General features: G+C 61.1%; 16 protein-coding genes and 4 pseudogenes. 11 read left to right on the plus strand and 9 right to left on the minus strand.

The window, feature by feature from the left end:
* Positions 1 to 71: 71 nt before the first annotated feature.
* The 5 genes and pseudogenes from NKI41_RS29895 (at position 72) to NKI41_RS29915 (ending at position 2656) form a co-directional block, all read left to right on the plus strand.
* Positions 72 to 473 carry a class I SAM-dependent methyltransferase gene (locus tag NKI41_RS29895; protein WP_352503693.1) on the plus strand — a complete coding sequence of 134 codons (402 nt, stop codon included), beginning with the start codon at positions 72 to 74 and terminating at the stop codon, positions 471 to 473.
* A 662-nt stretch (positions 474 to 1135) separates the two neighbouring features.
* Positions 1136 to 1444, plus strand: a complete 309-nt coding sequence (locus tag NKI41_RS29900; protein ID WP_352503692.1) for a type II toxin-antitoxin system RelB/DinJ family antitoxin — start codon at positions 1136 to 1138, stop codon at positions 1442 to 1444.
* Positions 1441 to 1733 (plus strand): annotated as a pseudogene (locus tag NKI41_RS29905) (type II toxin-antitoxin system RelE/ParE family toxin). Before NKI41_RS29900 ends, NKI41_RS29905 begins: the two are co-directional and overlap by 4 nt.
* Positions 1734 to 1853: 120 nt before the next feature.
* Positions 1854 to 2171: an ArsR/SmtB family transcription factor gene (locus NKI41_RS29910; RefSeq protein ID WP_352503705.1), complete on the plus strand. Its 318-nt coding sequence runs from the start codon at positions 1854 to 1856 to the stop codon at positions 2169 to 2171.
* Positions 2168 to 2656 (plus strand): SRPBCC family protein, encoded by a 489-nt coding sequence (locus NKI41_RS29915; RefSeq protein ID WP_352503691.1) that lies wholly within the window; start codon positions 2168 to 2170, stop codon positions 2654 to 2656. The genes NKI41_RS29910 and NKI41_RS29915 overlap by 4 nt, the downstream gene beginning before the upstream one ends.
* A gap of 936 nt (positions 2657 to 3592) precedes the next feature.
* On the opposite strand, the gene NKI41_RS29920 is transcribed toward NKI41_RS29915, so the two are convergent.
* Together NKI41_RS29920 and NKI41_RS29925 are read right to left on the minus strand one after the other, a co-directional pair.
* Complete coding sequence (locus NKI41_RS29920; protein WP_352503690.1) at positions 3593 to 3892, minus strand: DUF1236 domain-containing protein; 300 nt, start codon at positions 3890 to 3892, stop codon at positions 3593 to 3595.
* Between the two features lie 251 nt (positions 3893 to 4143).
* On the minus strand, positions 4144 to 4356 hold the full coding sequence (locus NKI41_RS29925) for a cold-shock protein (RefSeq protein ID WP_031194806.1): 213 nt from the start codon (positions 4354 to 4356) through the stop codon (positions 4144 to 4146).
* Positions 4357 to 4871: 515 nt separating this feature from the next.
* Here NKI41_RS29925 and NKI41_RS29930 point away from each other — a divergent pair.
* From NKI41_RS29930 to NKI41_RS33400, 3 genes and pseudogenes are all read left to right on the plus strand, one after another.
* Positions 4872 to 5746: pseudogene (locus tag NKI41_RS29930) on the plus strand (ferritin-like domain-containing protein).
* Positions 5747 to 6047: 301 nt separating this feature from the next.
* Positions 6048 to 7001, plus strand: a complete 954-nt coding sequence (locus tag NKI41_RS29935; RefSeq protein WP_502901257.1) for a tyrosine-type recombinase/integrase — start codon at positions 6048 to 6050, stop codon at positions 6999 to 7001.
* Positions 7002 to 7064: 63 nt separating this feature from the next.
* Entirely contained in the window at positions 7065 to 7364 is a 300-nt protein-coding gene (locus NKI41_RS33400; protein ID WP_502901256.1) for a hypothetical protein, read from the plus strand.
* Between the two features lie 443 nt (positions 7365 to 7807).
* Here the strand turns inward: NKI41_RS33400 and NKI41_RS29940 are convergent.
* The 3 genes and pseudogenes from NKI41_RS29940 to NKI41_RS29950 form a co-directional block, all read right to left on the minus strand.
* A pseudogene (locus NKI41_RS29940) lies at positions 7808 to 8516 on the minus strand (HoxN/HupN/NixA family nickel/cobalt transporter).
* A gap of 21 nt (positions 8517 to 8537) precedes the next feature.
* Positions 8538 to 9184: pseudogene (locus tag NKI41_RS29945) on the minus strand (DUF1007 family protein).
* A 119-nt stretch (positions 9185 to 9303) separates the two neighbouring features.
* Entirely contained in the window at positions 9304 to 10131 is an 828-nt protein-coding gene (locus tag NKI41_RS29950; RefSeq protein ID WP_352503689.1) for a class I SAM-dependent methyltransferase, read from the minus strand.
* 212 nt (positions 10132 to 10343) lie between these two features.
* Here NKI41_RS29950 and NKI41_RS29955 point away from each other — a divergent pair, with 212 nt between their 5' ends.
* On the plus strand, positions 10344 to 10925 hold the full coding sequence (locus NKI41_RS29955; RefSeq protein ID WP_352503688.1) for a TetR/AcrR family transcriptional regulator: 582 nt from the start codon (positions 10344 to 10346) through the stop codon (positions 10923 to 10925).
* On the opposite strand, the gene NKI41_RS29960 is transcribed toward NKI41_RS29955, so the two are convergent.
* From NKI41_RS29960 to NKI41_RS29975, 4 genes are all read right to left on the minus strand, one after another.
* Complete coding sequence (locus NKI41_RS29960) at positions 10926 to 11453, minus strand: hypothetical protein (protein WP_352503687.1); 528 nt, start codon at positions 11451 to 11453, stop codon at positions 10926 to 10928.
* A gap of 145 nt (positions 11454 to 11598) precedes the next feature.
* On the minus strand, positions 11599 to 12897 hold the full coding sequence (locus NKI41_RS29965; protein ID WP_352686349.1) for an MFS transporter: 1299 nt from the start codon (positions 12895 to 12897) through the stop codon (positions 11599 to 11601).
* A gap of 23 nt (positions 12898 to 12920) precedes the next feature.
* Positions 12921 to 14336, minus strand: coding sequence for a chromate efflux transporter (gene chrA / locus NKI41_RS29970; protein WP_352503685.1), 1416 nt, complete (start codon positions 14334 to 14336; stop codon positions 12921 to 12923).
* A gap of 15 nt (positions 14337 to 14351) precedes the next feature.
* Complete coding sequence (locus tag NKI41_RS29975; protein WP_352503684.1) at positions 14352 to 15329, minus strand: chromate resistance protein ChrB domain-containing protein; 978 nt, start codon at positions 15327 to 15329, stop codon at positions 14352 to 14354.
* Positions 15330 to 15432: 103 nt separating this feature from the next.
* Between NKI41_RS29975 and NKI41_RS29980 the strand changes: the two genes are divergently transcribed.
* The gene (locus NKI41_RS29980; protein WP_352503683.1) at positions 15433 to 16434 is read left to right on the plus strand and encodes a Fe-Mn family superoxide dismutase; all 1002 of its coding nucleotides are present in this window, start codon (positions 15433 to 15435) and stop codon (positions 16432 to 16434) included.
* Complete coding sequence (locus NKI41_RS29985) at positions 16431 to 16901, plus strand: chromate resistance protein ChrB domain-containing protein (RefSeq protein WP_352686352.1); 471 nt, start codon at positions 16431 to 16433, stop codon at positions 16899 to 16901. The genes NKI41_RS29980 and NKI41_RS29985 overlap by 4 nt, the downstream gene beginning before the upstream one ends.
* The last annotated feature ends 140 nt before the right edge of the window (positions 16902 to 17041 follow it).

The raw sequence follows: 17041 nt of genomic DNA on the forward strand, positions 1-17041 counted from the left end.
CAATCTTGCGCGAGGTGATTGCCTCGCAGCGATAGCGAAGAACGACAACGCAGCCATCGGAGGTCGCTTCCATGGACGCAACCGAATTCTGGGCCATCCGCGCCGGAGCCGCCGAGGTTGAAAATCCGATCTCGCCCGAGCAGTTCGCCCTTCTTGGCGAGTATTGCGGGATCAGAGACGGGATGCGTGTCCTGGATGTCGGATGCGGCAAGGCCTGGCTGCTGCGGAAGTGGGCCAAGCAATACCAGATTGAGGCCGTCGAATGGACATCAACGCCCATTTCATCGCAGCCGCCCGCGAGCTTGCCGCGGCGGCCGGCGCTTCAGACCGCCTTCGGTTCGTCGAAGGTCCCGCCTTTGATTTCGAGGTCGAACTTTTCGTGCTTGTTTCCCCGAGACGACGAAGACACGTGCGCCGCTCCGCGGCCCCGGGGGGGCAGCGGCAGGCATGAACGCGATCGTCGTCGTCTATGAGCGCCAGCCAGTTCGCGTCGTCCTGGATGACGGCAAGATAGTCCTGAAAGCGCACGAGCCCTGATGCAGCCCGCACATGCGGCGGGCGATCATCGATGTCGGAAGGGCCATCCTCGTAGACCATATCGACCTCGCGCATCACCTTCGCGGACAGTGCGGGATCGTTTCGAGCGACAATCAGATCGGGCATTGGCTGATATTTGAGCGACGGTGGAGGCATAGGGTTCTCTTTTCGCCGCGCCTCGATAATCCGGGTGAACGTAGAGCGATCCCCTTTCGGACAGGGATGGTCGCTCACAGTTTATCGAGAAATGAGGTGATCGTGACCGATATCGTTGGAGAATTCGGCTGATCGCTACGAGGCCTGAGCGTTCTCGATCGCGAACGAGCGAAGGCCTTGGCCCTCATGCAAGTCTCGGCGCCGGCATCGGGATCAGCTTCGCGAGCTTGCGGAGCTTTTGGGCGATCGGCGCGTCACCAACTTGGGGACGCGACTTTGCCGAGAGGAGCTCTGGAGACTGGTTCGCCCATCGCGGCCCGCCCTTGATGTCTATCGCTGGCTACTGGTGGAGCAGCGCGTGGCCGCCAGGATTGCATGACTCGGGTCTGGAAACTGTCATGCAGATGTATTACGTTCTTCGTCAGTGAAAGGAGACCCGGCCATGGCATCGAACGCACTGGTCCAGACCCGAATTGACGCGGAAGTGAAGGAACGCGCCACGGTGGTTTTGGAAAGCATGGGACTCACGGTTTCGGATGCCGTCCGTATCCTCTTGACCCGGACGGCGAACGAGGGCGCCTTGCCGCTCGAACTCGTCAGCAACAGCGACGCCCATGATGCCTGGTTCCGCGCCAAGGTTCTGCAGGCGCTCGAGGACACCCGGCCCGACGTTGAGGACGCGGACGCCGAGGCCCATTTTGCTGAACGGCGGGCGGCAGCGCTTCGCAGGGCCGTGGCGGGCGAGCGGTGAGGCTCGTCTGGGCGCGGTTTGCGCTCTCCGATCGCGATGACATCTTCACACATATCGAAGCGGAAATCCGAGCGCGGCAGTTGACGTCGACCAGCAGATCGTGTTTGCGGCGCGCCGTCTCATCGACTTTCCCGAAAGCGGGCGACCCGGCCGGATCGCGGGCACGTGAGAGCTCGTCATCCCGCGCACGCCTTATATCGCCGCCTATGTTGTGACGACCGACACGGTTCGCATCCTTCGCGTCCTGCATGGCGCCCAGATGTGGCCGGATGAGATCGCCACGGAGTAGTCTTCTTTCTTTCCGAATGTGGAAATCCAGCACCGCTTTCCGGCGGGCCAACGGCCTGAGTTCCGTACCATCGAGCACTCCAGGTTGACAGTGCCGGCCCATCGATTTAAGTTCGCGTTAGTGGCCACTAACGCGAAACACTGGACAGCGCTCGGAGACTCGACGAGGCGCACGATATTCGAATTGTTGGTCGAACAGCCTTGTTCGGTCAGCGGACTTGCTCGTGTGCTGCCTGTAACCAGGCCGGCGGTCTCTCAGCACTTGAAAGTACTCAAGGATGCCGGGCTTGTGGCCGACACGCGCTCAGGCAAGGAACGAATATACCGTATCGATCCGGACGGCCTGGCAAGTCTGCGCGCGGAAATCGATCAGTTCTGGAGTAAGAGCCTGGCGAGCTACAAACTGGCCGTCGAGCACCCAAAGAAGGACCAGCCATGAGCAAGCTTCCTGCAACCGCGCCCGTAAGGCATTTCGTCGTTGTCGAGGCACCTATCGCGCGTGCCTTCAAGGTCTTCACCGAGGATTTCGGGAAATTCAAACCTCGCGAGCACAATCTTCTTGCCGTGCCGATCGCAGAGACCATCTTCGAACCCAGGGTCGGGGGCCACGTTTACGATCGCGGCGTGGACGGCAGCGAGTGCCACTGGGCTCGTGTGTTGGCTTACGATCCCCCCGGCCGGCTCGTTCTGAGCTGGGACATCAGTCCTCGGTGGCAGATTGAGAGCGACCTGAACAAAACCAGCGAATGGGAAGTCCGGTTCACGCCTGAGACGGAGAACCGAACCCGGGTCGAGATCGAGCACCGGAATCTCGAACGCCATGGCGAAGGCTGGGAGGGCGTGCGCGTGGGGGTTGATAGCGATCAAGGCTGGCCGCTGTACCTGCGGCGGTTCCAGGGCCTTTTCCCCGGTGCGGCGGCCTGACCCGTCCGCGCCCTTGCGAGCATCACTCGCAAGCACCGTCTGGTCCACTGCGATTCCAGGGAGTGGAGACAACATGGAAGTCTATTGGTTAAGTCTTCTCGGCGTGCTCGCGCGCTGCTTGCTATCGGTAGTGTTGGCAGTCTACTCGGGTTCGTCCAGAGGTTTGCAGGAGCGCTGGCACGACCGGTAGTCCCGGCAGACGACGACAACCGGCTCTATAGGATCGACCGCGTTCACATGAATTCGGTCGAGGCACTGCCGCCCTTTATCGTGCCCGCAGTGCCAGCGATGACGGTTGGTGTTGGAGCGGCCACTTTGACGACATTGGTCTAGACCCACCTGGCGATACGCCTCCTCCACCTGGGAATCTACCTGCGTGGTGGAAACGCCGCCAAGGGGGATAGTGTCAGGACAATCTTGTACGTCTCTGGCGCGCTGCTCACGTTGGCCCTCATCGTGTTGACTGGATGGGCAGCACTCAACTGACGTTCGCCACTCCTTGGAGCCCGCAGTTCACGATTCCAAGCAGCGATCCCCACCCGACCCTTAGTCCTCCGCGTGCCGATTTCAGGCGAATGCCGCCTTGCCCGCTCGGACTCGACGCCCAGCAGTTCGAACTCACTTTCGGGCCTGCAAATCTACCTCGCTCCCGGCGGGGGAATGGCCAAGTGCGCGTGCTTCTGGAAGATGCCAATCTTATCGGGATACGTAATCCGGACCTCGCGTCCGCATTCCTCGCACTTGTAATGGGAAACGACCTGAAACCAGCTGCCGTTCCTGACGACGGCGAAGTTGCAATGCGGGCATTGGAAAGTCAGACCGACGGAGGATAGACTGGGAGAGAGGGACATTGCAGCGCCTCGCATTCTGGAGAGCTCATGCTTGGCTTCCCGCCGCACCCTTCGGCACGGCGGGCGGTCTTCTCAGACGTTCAGGTTACTGGATGACTTTCACGATTTTACGTGTGCCCGGGTCAACGACGACAGTCCGGTTGTCGACGACGACATAGCGATATTTGACGTTGGGGACTTCATGAAGCTCGACGCTGTCCGGGAGCGTCGAGCCGACATTCAACTCTACCCCAGGGACTTTCACCGAAGCGAGTGGCTGTTTTTTCACATATTCCTTGATGACGGTTTCCTGCTGCGGGTCAATGACCACGTCCTGGGCGGCGGCGGCACCGACACCGGCCAGCAGCAGAAATCCTGCCGCTGCGGTGGAAAGATGCATTCTCATAGCTATCTCCTTGTGGGCTCGTGGGCGCAAAACATAGCGCCAAACCGCCCCAAACCTGCAGCTTCTCTAGACGTTCCAAACGGAGCCTTAAGGCTGGCCTTGCGTAGGGACCTAAGTCTGATTCGCTGCGCGCAATGGCCCCGGCCCAGGTCTCTCCATCACACCAAGCTCGCGCGCTTTTTACACGGCGGGGTCAGTACATTCGTGACTTGCCGCGCTCCTGCGGCTTTCGCCACGGCGCGCTAGAGAAATCAACCTGCTTTGCGGAGATTGCCAGCAGAAGACTTGCCGGTACGCCGGTCCTGCTCGATGTCGTAGTTGATCTTTTGGCCCTCAACGAGGTTCGACAAACCAGCGCGCTCGACGGCGGAGATGTGAACAAAAACGTCCTGACCGCCATCGTCGGGTTGGATAAACCCAAACCCTTTAGTGCTGTTGAACCACTTCACGGTTCCAGTTGCCATGTGCATATACTCCTTGTGACTTCCCAGCGTGTTTGATCGACGAAGAGGCCAGACCGGTTGATAAATAGACGCAGCAAAAGCGAGAAATCGCAAGGCCCGGATGGATCGACCAGAATACCAACTTCTCTCGGATGGCCCACTCGTCTCACAAGTCGACAGGAATTTTCCTTTCCGGCCTGAAGCTCCTCCAGTCATCCTTGCTGTCCTGGGTTATCACGGCCCGCTCGTTTCCCTCCGGCCCTTAGCTTGCCGACTTGCGTTTCGAGTTCTTGGTCGACCGTGCTGACGCGGGCGCTATCCGGCTCATAATGTGTCACCTCAATGTCTAGAGTCGAGGCTTGGTCACAAATAGTCGATGCCAACTCCGACGTTACGCGCCCAAAAAGCCATTGATCCGGAGCACGACCCCTGCAAAGTCCGACCTTCAAAGGAACATTTCGCCTATGGCGGAGTTGGGCGCGTGGCCCGCGATCGGACGCCAACAGATGATGCCGGCGGGCTTTTGGGAGGAAGCCATGATACGTGCCATCCCTTCACTCCACCTTTCCCGTCGCCGCGCATTGCAATTTGGGCTGGGAGCCAGCCTCGCCGCCACAACGGGCCTGGCGCCGGTTTCTCGCGCCTATGCCAAGGAGGAAGTGCAGGACGAAGACATCTTCCGCTTTGCGCTCAACCTGGAATACATGGAGGCCGAATATTATCTTCGCGGCACCACCGGAAAAGGCATCGACGCTGCCGATGCCGGTTCCAAACCCGGCGATGTCGTCGGCGGAAAGAAAGTGTCCTTCGAGACACCCGCCATCGGCGAATTCATGCAGGAGGTTGCTGAAAACGAACTCGCGCATGTACGGTTCTATCGCAAGACGCTTGCAAAGAACGCAGTCGACAGGCCGGCCATCGATTTCGATGCGGGGTTCAAGGCGGTTGCGGAGGCAGCGGGCCTCGGGCGGGACTTCGATCCCTTCGGCAACGAAACGAACTTCGTTCTCGGCGGCATGCTGTTCGAGGATGTCGGCGTCACCGCCTATGCCGGTGCCGCGACGGTTCTGAAGAACAAGGAGTTTCTCGCCGCCGCCGCCGGCATATTGGCGGTCGAGGCCTACCACATGGGAATGGCGCGTTCCACACTGTACCGGAAGGGAGAGAAAGCCTGGAAGGCCGCCAATGCCGTCTCGGACGCACGAGACAAGATCGACGGGCCGGAAGACAAGGACCAGGGCATCCAGGTGAATGGCAAGGCCAATTTCGTTCCTTCGACGCCCGACGCGATCGCGTTCACCAGGACGCCGCAGGAAGTGCTGCGGATCGTCTATCTCACCGACAAGGACGGCGTAAGCAAGGGCGGCTTCTCTATCCGGAAGGGATGAACGGGACCCTGAAGAGCACCTGAGTCGCTCGCGACAGGCGATCGGATCGCCGGAAGAGATGCAGCGGGCCTGCGGGCAGCACTGCTGGTACGGCTGCGCGACGATCACGAATCAAATGCGCCGCAGGAGTCTTACGCTCCCGGTTTGTCCATCCTAACGATGCCAACCCCCGCGGAGCGGGAGCCTTCCATCGCGTCGATTTTGAGCAGCTCTTGTTCTGACCCTTGTTGACCGCGGTTTTGAGCGACCGGATATGGCCTATCGTAACTTTATCCGGCGGTATCCAATTGTACGATAACCGATTGTAGCTAACTCACCAAGACGATCGTCGATGCTGCAACGGCCGATCAGGAACCCTACGAACTTCGCGACACCATCATACCGGGGTTCTTGCTGAAGGTCACGCCGACCGGGCGCAAGATATTCATGGTGGGCTACGCCGCCGCCAACGGCCAGCGGCGGAAACCCGCCATCGGCCGCTTCGGCGAAATCACTCTGGAGCAGGCTCGAACGATTGCCCAGAACTGGCTCGCCGACGTCCGCAAGGGCAAGGGCCCTAGCACCGAACGCTCCGCCGCGCGAAAGGCACCGACGGTCAAGGAACTCTTCGGTCGCTTTATCGACGACTATTCCGAAAGCCGAAACAAGTCCTCGACCGTCACATCCAACCGGGGGTACGGGAAGCTCTACATCGTCCCATACCTCGGCCAGATGAAGGTGCCCGACGTTACGCGGGCCGACATCGCGACCCTCATGAAAAAAATGTCGAGGACCCCGACAAATGCGAACCGCGTCCTCGCGGTCGTCCGAAAGATGGCCGAGGTCTGGGGAATGCGGCCCGACGGGTCGAACCGATGCCGATATGTTCCCAAGTTCCCGGAACGGGGAAAGACAAGGCTGATCACCGATACGGAATTGAAGCTCCTCTACGCCTACCTCGACAGGGCCGAAACGGAGGGCCTGGAGCATCCCTTCATCCTCCTCGCAGTCCGGCTCCAATTCGAGTTCGCCGCGCGCATGTCGGAGATCCGGCAGCTCGAATGGGCTTGGGTCGATCTAGACAACCGATGTCGGTTGCCGAGCGGTGTCGGATGCCGTGCGTGCCGATGTGCGGCAGGCCGGCCCGCTCAAGGATGCGCTTCCAGCCGTGATAGTAGGTGTGCTTCGACATCGGGAGGTTTGGATCGAAGATTGATGGGCAGACGAAGGGCGAGGCCTCGAGGCGCGGGGCCGTCCCGAACAGCCGGGCCGCCTCCGCGCTCATCGGCTTGGACATAACGCCGGTCTTGCTATCGGGCCATTCGATGCGCCGCCAACTCCGGCGTGCCGGTGAAGGTCGGCATGGCGCTCACCGCGCATAAGACTGTCACCATGTTCATGCGCTATGTCCACACCGAGGATGACCCAATAAGGGCCGCCGCCGACGCCGTGGCGCAGAGGCGTCTGACCCTGATCGGTGGCGCGCCAGCAGTCCCAGCCCCAACGCTCATTCCCGAGCCAATCATCGCGCCCCCCACCATCGCCCCCAAGCCCGCTGACGCGCTGACGCAGGCGGCAGATCAGAAGCCGCTCGGTCTTGTTGACGGCAAATACTCCTCACGCACCAAGCTCGGAAATTTACAGGCCGTTCCGCCATCGTAACGGCTAGAACCGGGCAGTGCCTCCTAGAACCAGGCGCGCAGACGGTGAGCAGGATTCCTCCGGTTTCGAATAAGCCAACGCAGCAACGCTGGCCGGCGCCGGACACCTCTGTCGCGCGCAATTCGTGGATGACGCAGAGTCGATCCGGTTCGTCGATGCCGAAGCGGCGGCTCGCTATCTCGTTTGGAGGCCCACACTCTGGAATGCTAACGATCGCTGAGCGGTGGCCGTCCTTCCATAAGTTCGGCAAATATGTCCGGTTCGCGGTCGACGACCTCGACGCCTGAGCAGCCAGTTGCCGGCGGGTGACGACCTCCTCCCCGCGGCGCCGCGCATCCCAGCACAGCGTTGATACTCTGCGTCACCCACGGAGGACAGAAATCGCTACAGCGGAGTTCGACAGGGTGCAGCGCTCCTGCACCGACAGTCGTGTCTTCGTCAAATCAGCGAAGCAAGATTTCATGGATCGCGAGGGCGATCAGGGCAGCGGCAGCCAAGCCCTCGATAGAGCGCGTGATCGCTTCGAACAGACGCGACCTGCCTTCGACAAACCAGATCCGGCGTTCGCGCAGTAGGATCGAGAGAATTGCGACCGCTGACAGCGTGATCGCCACGCCAATCATCATCGTGCCAGCGAACAGGATGCCGGCCGCCGGCACGCCGCGCGCGATCGCAAACGTCATGACGAACAGCGTGAGCGGACAAGGAATCAGTCCAGCCATGACTCCGACGGCTTCGCCTTCGTGCTTGTGATGATGCCCATGGCTGAGTGCCCGCCACAGCATCCATAGGCCGATCAACCCAAGCAGTCCGCGGCTGATGTCTTCCAGCAGAGGAGCGCGGCCAACACTCCCCAGCGCGATTGAGACAAGCGGCAGCGAAAGGACCGCAATCAGAACCGCTGTTGTCACATGGGTGATCGATAGGGTTGTCGATACGAGGAGGCCTCGAGAAACTTTTGCGTCCGAACCCGCTAGATACGTGGCCAGGACCGCCTTGCTATGGCCCGGTGTCAGCGCATGTGCCGCGCCGAACGCCCATCGGCAGGAAGGCCATGAACGCCAGCCAATCGCCGCCGGCCGAAAGCAGTTTGATTTGCTCGGCCAGCGCCAGGTAGATCGTGCGTTGGAACTCGACCAACGTCTGGAAAATGGCCATCGAACCGGCTCCGCTTCAGCCGCAGGTCAGTTCGAGGCGTGTCGCGAAAATCTTGCCGAGATTGGTCCCCGTCGGGTCGCTAAGGAACGCGTCTGTCAGGCTCTTCTGGTTCTGCGCGAGGGCCGTGTCCGGATCTCTGGACGCACGACCGCGCGTGAGCAGCCTTCAGGCAGGCCAGCCACAGCAATCTTGTCGTCGTCGGTAAAATCGATCGCCGTGTAGAAGGTCGGATCGTAGACGCCGATGCTGACTCTTCCAGCTAGGGCCAAAGGGTCCTTCGGCTGCGTCTCGAAGTGGACGACGAGTTGATCTTTTTCATAGCTGACGCTGAAACTCGGCGGTGGCGCCATAGTCACGTCCTTGCTGTTCAAGGTCACCATCTGAAAATAGTTGTACTCGGCCAGCGACGCATGGACGGTGAGAGCGCCTTCATCGAGTTCCTTTGCATCAAGGACGAGGCCGGAATTCTTGTCGAATTCCATCAGCACGGTGCTGGAAAAGAGGTCGTCGAAACGCCAGAGATGCCGAAGCGATTTGACCGTGTGGTCTGGACCAACGGTCAAATCCAGCTTCGCTTCGGCAAACACATGCGGATGGGCGTTCGCCGCCGCGGCGGAAGCGAGCAACAGCGCCGCGCCTGATACTATGCCCGTCAGTTGCATTTTTCGCTCGTCGATTCCGCATCAGGTAGGACACCTGCCATTGCAAGCAGGCCGAAATGGGACACTCAAACGCCAATTCTTCAGAACAGGGTCGCTATGCAACTAGCGTCTGAGCATGATCACGGCGACACGTGGCCCGGTTGGTCCTTGTTCGTCGCCGCGCGAATATAGTTCAGGTTCTTGGTCCCGACGGCGCCGATGTCGCTGACCTGGAATCCGCTCTCGGTCAACAGCGAGGCGACCGAATGCATATCGACATGACCATGCTTGTGGAGCCGGGGCAATCTGGACTTGCGCACGGGCCTGCCGAAATCGACGAGCAACAGCCGGCCTGCTGGCTTCAGGACGCGTGCCGCCTCGCGGATGAAGGCCGATCGAACGGGCTTCGACAGGTGATGCAGCATCAGCGTGCCGACGACGATGTCGAATTGCGCGTCCTTGAAGGGAAGCTCCTGCGCCGTCCCGTTGACGAACGTCAGATCGAGACCGGAGCGCTCGGCCTTGGCGCGCGCCCTCTCGATCATTTCGGCCGATGCGTCGAGGCCGGTGACGCTTCCGCCCGAACCGACCAGCCGCTTCGCGGCAATGGCAAGGGTGCCCGTGCCGCAGGCGACATCGAGCATCGCTTCGCCCGGCTGGAGCTTTGCCGGGCGAAGCATGAGCTCGCGAAAGCGGCCCTCGCGCCCAAAGGTCAGAACGCGCGCAAGCAAGTCATAGGCCGCCGCCCGATGCAGGACGATGCCGATGCCCCTGTCGCTCGCGCTCTGCGCAGCGTTGCCGACGAGCCCCCTGTGACGCAGGCTGCCCCACAGCGCCAATCCGGCGATCACCGCAAGGACGAGGCCGTGGAATGCCGCCGTCCAGGCGCCGGCCTGAATATAGCTCATGCCCAATTTGGCGAGGACGAGGAAGCCGGCGACCAGCGACAGCTTGGCAAGCAGGGCCAACGCTATCACCCTCTTGCGCGAATGCGGTCCGTTACCGGCGTGATGATCAGATGGGTGCATGTCTGGCGACCTTCTGCTTCATTGCGGCGTGCCCATACCCGATTTGAGCTCCTGGACTTGGCGTATCATAATGGACACAATGTCTGGAAATGCTGTTGTCGGACATCGGACCGCCGAATGTCCGAAACCGGGCACTGCAGAGGGCCATGGTCATGAAAATCGAACGCGCGGGCGAGCGGAACACGATCGATCGACGCGTCGTGCGGACGCGCGGCCTGCTGCAGGACGCGCTCATCGCCCTGATCCCGGAGCGTGGATATGCTGCCATCACCGTCGACGACATTTGCCAGCGGGCCAATGTCGGCAGGTCGACCTTCTATACCCACTATGCCGACAAGGATGCTCTGCGCAGCGCGACCATCGAGGCACATCTGCGGTCGATCGGCCGCAGGCGCGAGGCTGCAAGTCAAGAAACAGGTAGCCGCCTGTTCGAGTTCAGCCTGCCCATGTTCGAGCACGCACATGCATTCCGACCGCTTCACCACGCATTGCTTGCAAGCAGCGGCGATACGATCCACGACGAGTTGAGGGAGCGTATCCGGCGAGCCATCCGGGAAGAACTCGTCGAGAAACGGATCGGCGATCGCGGCATGCCTGCCGAATTCGCCATTCAGTTCATCGCCGGCGCATTTCTTGCGATCCTCGCCTGGTGGGTCGCCACCGACATGAACCTTTCACCGGCACAGGCAGACGACCTGTTCCAGAGGATGGCGGGAAAAGGCATGGGCGCCTGATTAGTCGTCAGCTATCGAGCTTACAATGATCGAATTCACTCGCTCCGTGTCGACCGGAGATGTCAAATGGACGAGCTGTTTTCGATTGCCTGCAATCAATATGTAAAGTTTGAAGACCTGAGCTCCATTCCGGTCCTCGCCGATCTTTTCGGCGTCTGTCCGGGCGAAGAAGCGCTGCTCGAATGTCGCGCGGTCGACGTCGAACAGTCTGATGGAACAGGTCTGCACGGCCTTGCCGTTCAAGGTGGCTTTTGTCACCGCGATTATGGTTCCGGCAGGTAGATCGTTGCCAGTCACAGCCCAACCCTGAAAGGCCTCCACGTCATCGACTGGAGCAAGCGCTGCGTCACTGGATAGCGGTGTCCATCCACGCGTCTTCGCCACAGCGGCGGTTCGCTCGAAGTCGGGGCCATGGGCAAGACAGGTCTGGTGAAAAGCTTCTAGCCCGAGATCGACAGTGTCGGCATACACCGGCGCCGATATCAAGCAGACGCCTGCGAACGCAAAAGCGAAGAGAGCTTTCGACATATCCGTTACACCTCGCGCTGAAAGAGCGAGCACCGATACGAACAAGATGGACCCATTGGCACGCTGGTCAAGCGGACGCCAAGGCCTCGACCTGCAGATTGAGTGGGGCGCGCTGCTCATGTTGGCTCGGGCATTCTGCGGACTGCTACGGCCTATCTCGTCGTTCCTCTGGCGGGCGAACCTTGCGAAACATCGCAAGCAGAAGGATGTCGTAGACAATCTTCAAGGCGCCGGCGATGAGCAACGGCCAACCGAAACCGGACATTGCGAGCAGCGAGCCGGCAAGCATCGGGCTGGCGGCTGCCGCGAGGCTGCGCGGGACGGCGGTGACGCTTGCCGCGGCCGCCCGCTCGCCGGGCGTCACCACCGCCATCACGTAAGAAGTGCGGGTCGGTACGTCCATCTGCGACAAGGCGCTCCTGATCAGCAGAAATACGATAACGGGACCGAGACTCGGCATGAAGGGGATGAGCAAAAGGCAAAGACTGGACGGCAGGTGTGTGAACACCATCGTGTTCACCAGCCCGATCCGTTTAGAGATTTGCACGGCCACCAAATACGACCCAGCCGAAAGGATACCCGTCAAAAAGAAGATTGCGCCCGTCGCGGCGAGCGATAGGCCGAACCGTTGGAAAAGCCAAAGCGCCAACAATGACTGAACCACGAAACCGCCCGCAAAAGCGTCAAGGCTGAAAAGTGCAGCGAGCGTGAGGACGATGGTTCGAGATTTGCGTAGTGGTTCCGCCTGTACCGCACTCGCATCGAGCGGCTCATCCTGCAGTTTCCGATAGAGGAGCAGCGCTCCTACCCCCAGAAAGGCATAAAGCAGGAAGGCGATCTGGAGACCTTGCTTGATGTCCAATCCGACAATCTGGCGGAGTAGGTCGGGGACGCCAGCCGCCAGAGCACCGACCGCCCCTACTACTGAGCCGATAAGGCTGTAGCGTGCAAAGAGCGCGGTGCGGTCGCGGTCAGTGACACTGTGGGCGAGTTGCGCATGCTCCAGCGGCAGAAACACACTGACGTCGCCCGAGGATGGGTTCAACGTTCCCACGAATGCGACAAGGAGCAGCGGCCAGAAGTCCTGGACCAACGCGAAGGCGCTCCCCGTGACGACCATCAGGACGGCAGCTGCGATCAGCAGGGAGCGGCGGGAGAAATGGTGTGCGACAAACCCGACGGTCAAGGTGAGCGCCGCCGAACCCGCGAGCGTCGCTGTCGTGAGAACCCCGATCTTGAAAGGGCTGAAACCAAGTGTGGCCAAATAGGCGGGAAGCAGAAGACTGACGAGCCCGTCGCCGAATGCCCTCAATCCCCTGGACGTCAACAGAAGGGCAGCTGCCGGCCTGGCACCGGCAGGCAGCAGCGAAAACCTCTGTTTGGCTAAAGGTTCGCGCGAAGCATTCGTCGGCGTCTGGGCTGCCAGGTATGCCTCCTGCCGCAAAGTGGTTGCGCCTATGGCACTGCTTAAATCGATCCCGTGGCAACGCCATAAAGCACGCCCAGGACGGAGCATGTCGCGAGCACGGGGATCATGCCGATCTTGAAACGGAATACCGCGAGCAGCGCCCCGAGCGTCAGCACCAGAGACGGCAGGTTGATGGAGTTGAACACGGGAACATCCACCGTCGTGCCCAGCCAGCTGACCTCACGCAGTTCGCGGAACAGCACATGAAGCGCGAACCATACCGCCAGGTTCAGGATCACACCGACCACCGCCGCCGTGATGGCAGATAAGGCTGCCGATAGGGCCTTGTTGCTGCGCATCGTCTCCATGAACGGCGCGCCGAGGAATATCCACAGGAAGCACGGAACGAAGGTTACCCACGTCGTCAGCAGACCGCCGAGTGTTCCGGCGACCAGCGGGCTCAGCATTCCTGGCGCCCGGTACGCGCCCATGAAACCGACGAACTGGGTGACCATGATGAGCGGACCGGGCGTGGTCTCGGCCATGCCGAGGCCGTCCAACATTTCTCCTGGCTTGAGCCAAGCGTAGTGCTCGACGCCTTGCTGAGCGACGTAGGCGAGCACCGCATAGGCGCCGCCGAAAGTGACCATCGCCATCTTGGAGAAGAAGATCGCGATGTCGGTGAAGACATTGCCTTGCCCAAGAAACACCAGAAGTGCCAGGACCGGCACGAGCCACAGCAGCAGACACACCGTTGCGATCTTCAGCGACCAGCTGACGGATGGCCGGGTATGCGCAGGGACCCCTTCGCCAAGCGCCGTATCAGCGTCGGCAACCTGCTTGCCGCCGACCTTGCCATGTCCGTTGCCCGACTGGAATGCAGTACACCCTGCCCGTCCCCCCACGTAACCGATCACACCCGCAGCCAGGATGACCAGCGGGAATGGCGCGTGGAAGAAGAACAGAGCGATGAAGGCCGCCGCCGCAAGCCCGATCATGACATTGTTCTTGAGCGCCCGTCTGCCGATCCGCAACACCGCTTCGAGCACGATGGCAAGGACCGCCGCCTTCAAGCCGAAGAAGAGGGCCTGAACTGCTCCGACGTTGCCGAAGATTGCGTAAATCCAGCTTAGCGCCATGATGGCGACCGCGCCCGGCAGCACGAACAGGATACCGGCGACGAGGCCGCCTCTGGTCTTGTGCATGAGCCAGCCGATGTAGATGGCAAGCTGTTGTGCCTCCGGCCCGGGCAGCAGCGTGCAGTAATTGAGCGCATGCAGGAACCTGGTCTCGCCGATCCAGCGCTTTTCCTCGACGATGATGCGGTGCATCATGGCGATCTGACCCGCCGGGCCGCCGAAGCTGAGCGCGGCCACACGCGCCCACACCCGCGTGGCCTCAGCGAACGAAATGCCATGACCGGGCGTTTCGTCTGGTCGGTTCGGTGCTGTCACGGTGCTCTCTGCATTGGCCATGGTTAGTTCCTCGGATCAGCCGCGCTTCGAACGGAAATATCGGTAGAGGTTGTCGAACACCGAAGCGCCCTCGGCGATCCGTTGCTCGTCACCGGCATTCGCCATGGCGATCCCGGCGATCAGGCTGGCAATCCCCGTGGCTTCCTCGCGGCCGAACTTGCTGTCCTTGAGATCAATATCGTGGACGACTTCGGCGATGGCCTGCAAAGCCGTATCCGTAATGCCGGCGCGGTCCAGCAGCACCTCGAAGCTGCAGCGGTCTCCCTCATGGGTGATTTCGCCCTCGAACATGTCGAAGCGCAATTCGCCCTCCTTTGGCACGTATCCCTTGCCAGCGACGAAGCGGATTGTTGCATCGGCATCGATGAAGCGACGGATCAGCCAGCTGCAGGCGATGCGGTCGACATGCACGTCCCGGCGCGTGACCCAGGTCCGGCCCTTGAGCTCACCCGGCTCGGCCGCCTTCTTCGGTTCCTTGGTCATGGCGTAGTCCTCTATAAGCTGTGCCTCGAGCTCGGCGATCAGTCCCTCGACAGTGAGGCGACCGCTGGCGCCAAAAAAATCGATCGTCACGACGTCGGCGAGCCGCTTGCGCAAACGGCCGAGTTGCGGACGCGCTTCCGCATGTTTTTCCGATGTCGTATCGGCCTTGATCGCTGCGGCCAGATCGCGCGCTTCCTTGACGATCTCCGCATAGTCGGCGTCACGGGCTGCGTCGAAGAGCGCACGGACCTGGGTGTCGGACAAACCATCTACGAGGCGCGCCTCGCACATCATCGCCTCGCCGCCGCCAGCGACGATCTCCTTGAGGAGCCATTCGAAATCCTCCTGCATCTCGGCATTGGCCGGCAGAGCGTAAACGGTGCTTTTGACTGCGACCGCACCGATGCCTTGCAAGCGTCGCCAGATCTTCACCCGGAAGTAGGCGGGTTTGCTTGGCAGCTGATGGATCAGGAGCAGCCAGCGCTGCTCCTGTGATTGCCCCTCACTCATAAGTGAACCGTATCATGGACAAAGCTAAATGCAACACTTGTATCATTTTTCATTCGGGCATAGCGTTCCCCTCCTCACGGATAGCCGTGCCGAGGGGAAACCGATGCCACACCGGATCATGCCGTTGCCGTTCAAGCCGCCTCGCCTCGTCGGCCTCTCCGAGAGGCTGTTGGCAAGTCACTACGAAAACAACTATGGGCGTGCCGTTCGTCGCCTCGACGCCATCGAACAGCGGCTCGACGGGCTCGACTGGAGCGCGGCACCCGTTTTCGACATCAACGGTCTGAAACGCGAAGAACTGGTCGCCGCCAATTCAGCGGTCCTGCACGAAATCTATTTCGACGGACTCGGTGGCAGCGGCGATGCTGGAGGCGATCTCGCTGCGGCTCTGGAGCGAGACTTTGGCAGCGTGGCCTCCTGGCGCGCCAAGTTCATGGCCTGTGCCAAGGCGCAGGCAGGAGGCTCGGGATGGACCCTGCTGACCTGGTCGGAGCGGCGCGACCGACTGACGATCCAATGGGCGGCGGACCACACCAACTGTCTTGCCGGCGGCATGCCGATCCTTGCGGTCGACATGTACGAACATGCCTACCACATGGATTTCGGCACCAAGGCCGGCGCCTATGTCGATGCCTTTATGAAGAACATCCATTGGGAACGGGTGGCTGCCCGCCACCGCCGGGCCGTCGGGCAGCGTGATCCTTCAACAGGATCGGCATCGGACGACACGGTTCCAGCGATTGCGCCAGAGGAACTGCGGGCGCGTCTCCATCAAGGAGAAGGTCTCGTGGTGCTCGACGTCTGCCTTGCCGAGGATCTGGCAAAGCGCAGCGACATGCTGCCGGGGGCCAAGACCCGCGCGCCCGAGAAGATCGCCGATTGGGCGGATGAACTGCCGACAGACAGGCCGGTCATCGTCTATTGCGTCTACGGCTTCCAGGTCAGCGGCGACGCCGTGGCCGAACTGCGTCGCCGCGGCGTCAATGCCAGTGCGCTTTCAGGCGGCATTGCCGCCTGGCATGCGATCGGCGCGCCAACCGTCCCTCTGGTGATAAGCGAAGAAAGGGTCCCTCTGGTGATAAGCGAAGAAAGGATTGTGTCATGAAATGGGTTACCCGCGAACGTCCGGTCATCGACCGCATCGCCTGCCCCTGGCTGATTGCGCGCTTCATCGACAAGGAACCTGAGTTCCTCTTCGTGCCGCCCGATCAGGTGATCCGCGTTGCCCAAGAAACGGGCGCCACGCCTTACGACGTGCCCGGCGTCGAATTCACTCATGTCGGCGACGGATGCAGTTTCGACACCTTCGTTTCCAAAAATGGGCTCGAGCGCGACCCGGCGATCGTAACCATTGCCGCGATCGTACGCGGCGCCGACACGGACCGGCACGATCTCACGCCACAGTCGGCAGGGTTGCTAGCGATCTCCATGGGTCTGCGGGACCTGACGCCCGACGACCACGAGGTGCTGAAGCACGGCTTCGTCATCTATGACGCGCTCTACGCGTGGGCTTCGGGCCGCAAGGCGGAAACGCATAGCTGGCCACCCGCCACGAAGCCAGCAGCCGCATGACAAATTGGGCAGATCACAAGGAGAAATCCCATGCATGCAAAACTCGTGACCGGAACAATGCTGATCGCGATGTCGGCGCTGCTCCAACCGGCATCGGCGGCACCCGATTGGCAAACAATCGCTAAGGCGCTCGGCAAATC

This window comes from Mesorhizobium sp. M0601 (genome assembly GCF_040320845.1).
Classification (GTDB): Bacteria; Pseudomonadota; Alphaproteobacteria; order Rhizobiales; family Rhizobiaceae; genus Mesorhizobium.

What these genes read in the sequence shown, in the direction of transcription:
- NKI41_RS29895 (WP_352503693.1), top strand. Translation starts at nt 72, where the DNA reads ATGGACGCAACCGAATTCTGGGCCATCCGCGCCGGAGCCGCCGAGGTT.
- NKI41_RS29900 (WP_352503692.1), top strand. Translation starts at nt 1,136, where the DNA reads ATGGCATCGAACGCACTGGTCCAGACCCGAATTGACGCGGAAGTGAAG.
- NKI41_RS29915 (WP_352503691.1), top strand. Translation starts at nt 2,168, where the DNA reads ATGAGCAAGCTTCCTGCAACCGCGCCCGTAAGGCATTTCGTCGTTGTC.
- NKI41_RS29920 (WP_352503690.1), bottom strand. Translation starts at nt 3,892, where the DNA reads ATGAGAATGCATCTTTCCACCGCAGCGGCAGGATTTCTGCTGCTGGCC.
- NKI41_RS29925 (WP_031194806.1), bottom strand. Translation starts at nt 4,356, where the DNA reads ATGGCAACTGGAACCGTGAAGTGGTTCAACAGCACTAAAGGGTTTGGG.
- NKI41_RS33400 (WP_502901256.1), top strand. Translation starts at nt 7,065, where the DNA reads ATGGCGCTCACCGCGCATAAGACTGTCACCATGTTCATGCGCTATGTC.
- NKI41_RS29955 (WP_352503688.1), top strand. Translation starts at nt 10,344, where the DNA reads ATGAAAATCGAACGCGCGGGCGAGCGGAACACGATCGATCGACGCGTC.
- NKI41_RS29960 (WP_352503687.1), bottom strand. Translation starts at nt 11,453, where the DNA reads ATGTCGAAAGCTCTCTTCGCTTTTGCGTTCGCAGGCGTCTGCTTGATA.
- chrA (WP_352503685.1), bottom strand. Translation starts at nt 14,336, where the DNA reads ATGGCCAATGCAGAGAGCACCGTGACAGCACCGAACCGACCAGACGAA.
- NKI41_RS29975 (WP_352503684.1), bottom strand. Translation starts at nt 15,329, where the DNA reads ATGAGTGAGGGGCAATCACAGGAGCAGCGCTGGCTGCTCCTGATCCAT.
- NKI41_RS29980 (WP_352503683.1), top strand. Translation starts at nt 15,433, where the DNA reads ATGCCACACCGGATCATGCCGTTGCCGTTCAAGCCGCCTCGCCTCGTC.
- NKI41_RS29985 (WP_352686352.1), top strand. Translation starts at nt 16,431, where the DNA reads ATGAAATGGGTTACCCGCGAACGTCCGGTCATCGACCGCATCGCCTGC.